The organism is Pseudomonas juntendi (assembly GCF_009932375.1).
GTDB classification, from domain to species: domain Bacteria; phylum Pseudomonadota; class Gammaproteobacteria; order Pseudomonadales; family Pseudomonadaceae; genus Aquipseudomonas; species Aquipseudomonas juntendi.
In genome coordinates, this window is record NZ_BLJG01000058.1 from 1 (window position 1) to 4,088 (window position 4,088).

Here is a 4,088-nt window from a genome sequence, read left to right on the forward strand (position 1 = left end):
AGCGCGATGAACCTTTTTTTTGGCGATCACGCTCGGCCTGATGGTTGGCTGCTCGTCGAGTTCAAGTGCGATCTGATCAGTGAGCGGTAGCGCAAGTGGATCGCCTCAGCCAAGCAGCGTTGTTGCCGGCGGCCGGAAGAAAGCGGCGGGAAAGCCTTGAACTAGTAGCGGAAAGGATGAAACTTTATTTTTACGATTCTCAGCATTTTCCAAGGTTGAGCGAAAATTAGGATGATACTTTAATGATTCCGGCCTCCATCCCCACAAAACGCTTGCAGATGGCAGAATTGAAATAAGTCATTGTTTTAAATGGATTTTTGCAGGAATTGCTACGTTGCAGGGTCCTGTAGTTAGGATGACACTTTATTTTCCTCCCACAGAAACGCGAGCACGGGCTGCACGCAAGCTCGCGTTGATCGAGCAGAAGATGGCCGACTTGGTCGTCATGCAGCAACTGTTAGGCGAACTGGTGCAGCAATGTGATGCGGGAGACGGCGGAACGATCTGCCCGATCATCGAGGCACTGATCAGAGAGTAATGCCTGGCGGGTGAGCTGGAGATCGGAAAGCCCCTTTACGGTGGGATTCAGAGCTTACGTTGGTTTTTGGTTCCATTGCTCCCCAAACCCCGTCAATGCGATTGCACCGGGTGAGATCGAGACGTCGATCCTGTCTGCCGGGACCGAACTGATCGTCGATCAGCAGATCCCCATGCACCGCTTGGGCAAGCCGGAAGAAGTCGCATCCCTGGTGCATTTCCTCTGCACCCGAGGCGCGTCGTACATCAACGGTTCGGAGATTCATGTCAACGGTGGTCAGCACGTCTGAAATAATCTGGAAATCCCGGCCGGAAACTTCCATCATTCGGGCCGGGCATCCGCCGCAGATGAGCGATCAATGAGCAACCCCTACCCTATTCAAACCCTCAATCACTCTTACCTGGGCAGTGGCATCTACGAGTTGCTGCGCGAGGCACTGATCACCGGGCGTTTCCAGCCCGATGACCGCCTGCGCATCCGCGACCTGGCCGAACAACTGGGCACCAGCGTCACACCGGTGCGCGACGCGATCCTGCAACTGGCCAAGGAACAGGCGCTGATCCTCAAGACCCCGCGTGACATCCGCGTACCCATCCTCACCGCCGCGCAATACGGCGAGATCCGCAGCATCCGCCTGGCGCTTGAAGGCCTGGCTGCGGAGACGGCCGCCGCGCTGGTGACCGACAGCGAACTCGCAGACCTGCAAGCCTGCATCGAAAACAACATCGCCGCGATCAACGCCCAGGACTTGCAAGCCGCTCTCAAGTGCAATCAGCAATTTCACTACGCGCTGACCACCATCGCGCGCATGCCGGTGCTGGCGGGTTTGCTCGATAGCCTGTGGATGCGCACCGGCCCACTGATCGCCCGTGCCTATGGCAACTTCAACGAGCGCATGGCCATCGACCATCACTGGGAAGTGCTCGACGCACTCAAGCGCCGCGATGGCGCGGCGGCACGGGCGGCCATCTGCCGTGACATTCTCGATGGCAACGAGAAGATGCTCGAGTACATCGAGATGGCGCAGGCGGACTGATTGGCAGTCAATTCGACTGTTGACGAAACATAGATGACCAGTTAGTTTATTAAAACTTTCTCATCACTGGATGTCTCTGTCATGGCTCGCCCGGTCAACCTCGAAGTCAGATCCCGTTTGCTGTCGATTGGCCGCCAGGTGGTTCACAACCGTGGCTTCAACGGCTGCGGCGTCCAGGACATCACCGCCGCTGCCGAGATTCCCAAGGGCTCTTTCTACAACTACTTCGCCAGCAAGGAAGACTTCGCGGCAGAGATCCTCGAGGAATACTGGACCTCGATCGAAACCCGCCACGGGCCGATCTTCTACGACGCCCGGGTCAAGCCGCTGGAGCGCATCGGCCAGTTCTTCCAGGCCCTGGTGCTCGAGCACGGCGAGCATGAATACAGCCTGGGTTGCCTGATTGGCAACCTGTCCCTGGAAATGTCCAATGGCAGCGAACAAACCCGCAAGCGTCTGGCCGATGTGCTGGCGCGCTGGGAAGGTTTGCTCGCGAGCTGCCTGCGTGAAGCGCAGCAGCGCCGCGAACTCTCTGAAACTCACGACGCCGAAGCGCTGGCCAGTGTCATCGTCGAAGGCTGGGAAGGTGCGGTCATGCGCGGCAAGGTCCTGCGCGACGGTGCACCTCTGCAGCGTTTCGTATCGATGGTCTTGCCTCGGCTATTGGAGTGAGTTTTTTTTCCTCATTAATAAGACGACTGGTCATTTATATAAAGCAACATTCACGTCTCATCCACGCAAGCACCCAAGAGGTAAATCGTCATGAGCCATCTGTACGCCGACCCCGCCGAACCCGCACTGCCTGCCACTGGTTTCAAGCTCGACCTGAGCAAAGCCGCCCTGGTGGTCATCGACCCACAGAACGACTTCCTCAGCCCTGCCGGCGCCAGTTGGGCGGTGTTCGGTGAGAGCATCGTCGAGAACAACACCGTCGAAAACCTGGAAAAACTGTTCAAGGCCTTCAAGGCTCACGACCTGCCCGTGGCCGTGTCGCCACACTATTACTACCCGCACGACCACGACTGGCATTTTGGCGGTCCGCTGGAAAAGGTCATGCACAGCATCTGCATGTTCGATCGCAAGGGACCGAACACCCTGGAAAACTTCGAAGGCTCCGGCGCCGATTTCCTCGAGATCTACAAGCCGTACATTCTCGACGGCGAGACCATCATCGCCTCGCCGCACAAGGTCTACGGCCCGGAAACCAACGACCTGGCGCTGCAATTGCGCAAGAAAGGCGTGTCGCAGATCATCCTCGCCGGCATGGCGGCCAACCTTTGCGTGGAATCACACCTGCGCGAACTGCTCGAACAGGGCTTTGAAATAGTCGTGGTACGCGACGCCACCGCCGGCCCGCGCCTGCCGGATGGCGACGGCTACCTGGCGGCCATCATCAATTACCGCTTCCTCGCCCACGGGCTGTGGACCACCGAAGAGACTATCGCGCAACTGCAACCGGCTTGATCGTGCCCGAGCGGCCGGGCATCGCGCCCCCCCGCTCTTTCTCGAGAACCCCCGATGAAAATCCCCGCCCGTTATGAGCATTTCGTTTTCGGCGTCGTTCAATCCGGCCTGACCTGCGCGGTCGCGGCCGCCATCGCCACCACACCCCATGCGCTCGACCTGGCCTTTGCCGGCCGCTGGTTGAACGCGTGGGCGCTGTCGTGGGTATCGATGTTGCCGGTGGTGGTGCTGGCGGCGCCGATGATTCGGCGCGTGGTGAGGCGGATGACGGTGGGCTGAATGACTTGGCTATGACTCACCCAACACACCGCCATCGCGAGCATGCTCGCTCCTACCGGGGGCTTCGGGGCTGCTCGCGACAGGCGCGCAAGCCCGCACCCGACGCACGAAATACTGTGCCCGTTCGCATTTTCGCAATAAACCACTTTTCATCCGCGCATTTGTAGCCGCTTCGTTCACGGACAAGCCGGTACATTAGACCTCCATGGTCCCGCAGAGCGACCGACAACAAAACCTACAGCTCGCCCAAGAAAATCTGCCAACCATTCGGAGTCTTTCCATGAGCACATTGCGCACTACAGCTTTCCAACTCGCGAGTCTGGCCCTGTTCATCGGTAGCGCCACCCAGGCCATGGCCGAGGACATCACGTTCGTATCCCAGGGCGGTGCTTATCAGGAAGCCCAGAGCAAGGCGATCCTGGAGCCTGCGGCGAAAAAGCTCGGTCTGACGCTCAAACAGGACAGCTCGCCCAAGGCCTACCCGATCATCAAGACCCAGGTCGAGAGCGGCAAGGTCACCTGGGACGTGGTGGACCTGCCCACTGGCGACTGCATCCGTGGCGAAGCCGAAGGGCTGTTCGAGAAGCTCGACCTTGCGCTGATTCCCAATGCCGCGCAAATACCCGACAGCCTCAAGGACGAATACAGCGTCGGCTACATCAGCTACTCCACGGTGCTGGCGTATCGCACGGACGCGTTCAAAGGCGCGGACGTACCCAAGACCTGGGCCGACTTCTGGGACACCAAAAAATAGGTTCATCGCGCTTTCCC

The 4,088-nt window shown here is 59.0% G+C and carries 5 protein-coding genes and 2 pseudogenes; all 7 read left to right on the forward strand.

The annotated features are described in order from the left end of the window. Positions 1-379 precede the first annotated feature (379 nt). Positions 380-538, forward strand: a pseudogene (locus GYA94_RS08640) (MerR family transcriptional regulator); the annotation flags it as partial. 91 nt (positions 539-629) lie between these two features. Further along, positions 630-827, forward strand: a pseudogene (locus tag GYA94_RS08645) (SDR family oxidoreductase); the annotation flags it as partial. 69 nt (positions 828-896) lie between these two features. Next, positions 897-1,574 (forward strand): GntR family transcriptional regulator, encoded by a 678-nt coding sequence (locus GYA94_RS08650; protein ID WP_016487046.1) that lies wholly within the window; start codon positions 897-899, stop codon positions 1,572-1,574. Between the two features lie 81 nt (positions 1,575-1,655). Then, positions 1,656-2,246 carry a TetR/AcrR family transcriptional regulator gene (locus GYA94_RS08655; RefSeq protein WP_003465041.1) on the forward strand — a complete coding sequence of 197 codons (591 nt, stop codon included), beginning with the start codon at positions 1,656-1,658 and terminating at the stop codon, positions 2,244-2,246. A 90-nt stretch (positions 2,247-2,336) separates the two neighbouring features. Continuing rightward, positions 2,337-3,038, forward strand: coding sequence for a cysteine hydrolase family protein (locus GYA94_RS08660; protein ID WP_003465039.1), 702 nt, complete (start codon positions 2,337-2,339; stop codon positions 3,036-3,038). Between the two features lie 54 nt (positions 3,039-3,092). Then, positions 3,093-3,317, forward strand: coding sequence for a DUF2798 domain-containing protein (locus tag GYA94_RS08665; protein ID WP_003465037.1), 225 nt, complete (start codon positions 3,093-3,095; stop codon positions 3,315-3,317). Positions 3,318-3,597: 280 nt separating this feature from the next. After that, a complete protein-coding gene (locus GYA94_RS08670) occupies positions 3,598-4,071 on the forward strand; it encodes an extracellular solute-binding protein (protein ID WP_049273834.1) in 474 nt (157 codons plus the stop codon). Positions 4,072-4,088 lie beyond the last annotated feature (17 nt).

Bases quoted from the DNA above. Each gene is read 5' to 3' on its own strand.
- GYA94_RS08650 (WP_016487046.1), top strand. From the start codon at position 897: ATGAGCAACCCCTACCCTATTCAAACCCTCAATCACTCTTACCTGGGC.
- GYA94_RS08655 (WP_003465041.1), top strand. From the start codon at position 1,656: ATGGCTCGCCCGGTCAACCTCGAAGTCAGATCCCGTTTGCTGTCGATT.
- GYA94_RS08660 (WP_003465039.1), top strand. From the start codon at position 2,337: ATGAGCCATCTGTACGCCGACCCCGCCGAACCCGCACTGCCTGCCACT.
- GYA94_RS08665 (WP_003465037.1), top strand. From the start codon at position 3,093: ATGAAAATCCCCGCCCGTTATGAGCATTTCGTTTTCGGCGTCGTTCAA.
- GYA94_RS08670 (WP_049273834.1), top strand. From the start codon at position 3,598: ATGAGCACATTGCGCACTACAGCTTTCCAACTCGCGAGTCTGGCCCTG.